Genomic DNA, 3,049 nt, shown 5'->3' with positions numbered 1-3,049 from the left:
CGCCAAACCAATTATCCGCTAGCACGTACTCAAGCTTTACTTGATTGGTAACTGCTTGTTGGATAAGCGCTCTAAAATTTTGGCTTTTAGTAATGGATGATTGCCTTTATTCTTTCTTTGTTTTCACGTTGTAAAAGTACATATTTTTCTTAATCCCTTCAAAGCCGATGGGAAAGGTATAACCTCTATAACTACTAAAGCTAGAAAATGGATTAATGCCTTTTACGTAATCTTCCTGGGGTGTGAGAAAAATGCTAGCAGACGATTTCGTTTTCATCCGTATAGGGGTTTTCTTCTACTGTATCGTCAATCAACACACCTCCTTTACCTTGTTCTAGATGGCGTACTTGTTTTTTAACATACTGCCATACTTCTTTTAAGCCCCCCGATTATTATTAAGGAAACGGGTGATTTTATCATGGCTAATCTGGCCATCTAAAAGCTTGGATAGCGCTGTGGCTATGGCTTGTTGATTGTGGCTGATAAGATAATCTGTATAAATATCAAAAAGATCTAGTTTCATTTTTTTATCTTCTTTTCAAATAAAAAAATATACCCTTAGAATAATTTTTTCAACTCCTCTGTGGGTAAGACGAGTAGGTAATTCGGATTTGCCAAGCTATGGAACGTACAAGCCACATGCATGACTAACTTTTTTTATATTATACAGTCTATTAATTAAAAAAATTTTTAACGCTTTTTGCTATGCGTTGCAGAGGATGTTGCTGGCTTGCGGGCATTTCTTTATAAGTTAGTCCAATTAATGCATTTAAAGTTTTAATTATTAAGTTATTAAGTTGTGTAGTGGCTTGTTGAGAATTACTGGAAGCATTTTCTAAAATTAATGCGTAAATATCATTAAATTTTTCTCTAAGCTCAGAATGGTCTGTTATTTTATCAATTTGGTAAATATTACTTTCAATTGTTTGGAAGCCTAGCTCATTTTTAACTCCTCTCCTTATTTGCTTTCCACTTCTCTCTTGATTTTTTTGTTGAGCATCTAAGGCCGTGCGGGATCTTTCTGTTTTTTTTCTTTGCCCTTTATTATGCTTCCTAATGGCTCCTTCATTTCTTCAGGGAGAGCCTGAATTTCTGGAAGATCGTCTGCTGCTTCGCGAGTTTCAAGGATTAGGTAATTAAAATCTCTGTTCTTAGAAGCTTCGGAAAGCAGTTTATTACCCACAATTTGAATTCCTTGTGCAATGTGAATATTTTCTCCTAACGAGCCTGATGAGGAGGAAGAGCTTAAGTGCGCTCTACCTGCGATGACTATGACTTTTTCATAAGATTTTAATGCGACGCTAATATTTTCTACCATAGCCTGATTTCGTGAGGGATGACTCATTGCAAGCAAGTCATTTGCTGTGTGCCCCAGTGCTTGCATAAATATAAGAGTTTGACTGAGCAATTTAAGGGGAAGGATAGCAATTTCTGATGCAGTAATCGTGGTTTGCTCATCTTTTTCTTGTAAAACCTCTAAAGGTTGAAGAATGGTTTTTAAATTACTAGCACTCTCTTTCAATATAGTTTTAAAATCTTCTTTGTTTGGCCTTGTTGAAGGCCATTCTTCTATGTAATTGGCTAATTTATCGGTTACCTGGGTTAAATGCTGCATCCTGCGGTACATAACGGTGCACATAGCGCCTAAATTATCAGGATTGTCCAAATATATTTTAATTGCATCAGCCATTTTTTTATTACCTCGGTCTGTTACTTCTCCCAAGAATATATCTAAAAATTTCCATGTTTCTAGAGAATCCCAGGATGAAATGTTAACCTTACCCACATGTTCTTCTAAATGGGAGCTTAATACTTTTGCGCTTCGATTAAAAGCTTGCCCTTCTACTAGGATGGTTGCTTTGTCTGTTATATGTGTAACAAGAAGGGTGGTCACAAGCTGATGAATTTTTTCAGTAGCTTGATTATGAGTTTCGCCAATTAAGATCACGTGGGCTTGATTAACTTTCTGCGCCAGATTTCCTTCACCCATATTACTTCCGACTTCAGAAAAATGTCTTAATAGCGATTCTGTAAATCCTTGAGAATCTGAATAAGGATCGAACTGCATAAGCTTTCTTCCTTTTGATTATTAAACATATTTTTCAAATGCCTTATAAACATTTATTATACCAAATAATTTTATTAATAATTAAATATTAATTATAATAATTATTATTAATTATTGATTGTATAATATTTATAAAATTTTATTAGTATTTTCAATATAATCTTATATTGAATTCATTGGCAGGCTGCTAGGCCTAAATGGAGAAGGTTCTAACGAAAAAGAGGAGAAGATTTCGTAAGCGGCTACCCGTGCGGGCTAATTAAGCCGTTGATGTTGAGAAGTAAATGCAAATCAAAAAGCTTAGTAAATAGAAAAAATAGCTATTTGGGAGTGTTTTTGGCGATGTAGAAGTTCCATAAAATCCCCTCTAAAGCCTTATATATTTCTTGATCGCTTACCATGTAGACATCAATAATTATAGTAGATAGATAATGTTGTTGTTTGCTAAAGTTTGTAATTTAAAAAGACTATTTAAATTGAGAATGTTTTTAACTCTATTAATCAAGGATTCATTAGAATGGGATGCTTTTTTTTAACTTTAATCCTTTTAATTGTATAGATCTGCGCTCTTGGCGTCTTATTACTGAGGCCCCTCCCTCAATAAAAACGATCCCAGAAGAATTGATTGTGCATATTTTTTCTTTTCTTTCCCCCAAAGAGCTTGTGAATGCTCAGCAAGTATGTAAACACTGGAAAAAAATAGGAGATGAAGAAACATTGTGGAAAAGACATTACCAACAGCATTTCAAAGACGAACCCTTAAATATTAGCTTTTCTCTAAAAACACCTCGATCTTTTAGGAATAGTTATCTTTTTTATAGCCTTTACGAATCAATAGACCGGAAAGTTAAGCTAGAGATTGCCTCTTTGCGCGCCTCTCCCTCATATAATCCAATTTTTTCCGAGAGGCTGTTATGGATGAATCAAAGTCAAAGCTTTAATCATTAAAAAAGCTTAAGGTTGTGAGGAGAGACGAACAAA

3 protein-coding genes are annotated in these 3,049 nt (G+C 34.5%); 1 reads left to right on the top strand and 2 read right to left on the bottom strand.

Features of this window, described 5'->3' with window-relative positions:
- Positions 1-376: 376 nt before the first annotated feature.
- A complete protein-coding gene (locus tag DB41_RS11565) occupies positions 377-523 on the bottom strand; it encodes a hypothetical protein (protein WP_155117537.1) in 147 nt (48 codons plus the stop codon).
- A 477-nt stretch (positions 524-1,000) separates the two neighbouring features.
- On the bottom strand, positions 1,001-2,068 hold the full coding sequence (locus DB41_RS01880; protein ID WP_039383719.1) for a hypothetical protein: 1,068 nt from the start codon (positions 2,066-2,068) through the stop codon (positions 1,001-1,003).
- A 522-nt stretch (positions 2,069-2,590) separates the two neighbouring features.
- On the opposite strand from DB41_RS01880, the gene DB41_RS01875 reads away from it, so the two are divergent.
- Positions 2,591-3,016, top strand: a complete 426-nt coding sequence (locus DB41_RS01875) for an F-box-like domain-containing protein (RefSeq protein WP_039383717.1) — start codon at positions 2,591-2,593, stop codon at positions 3,014-3,016.
- Positions 3,017-3,049 lie beyond the last annotated feature (33 nt).

This window comes from Neochlamydia sp. TUME1, assembly GCF_000813645.1.
Lineage (GTDB): Bacteria > Chlamydiota > Chlamydiia > Chlamydiales > Parachlamydiaceae > Neochlamydia.
The sequence above is the reverse complement of the archived record's forward strand: the minus strand, read 5'-3'. Positions and strand labels throughout refer to the sequence as shown.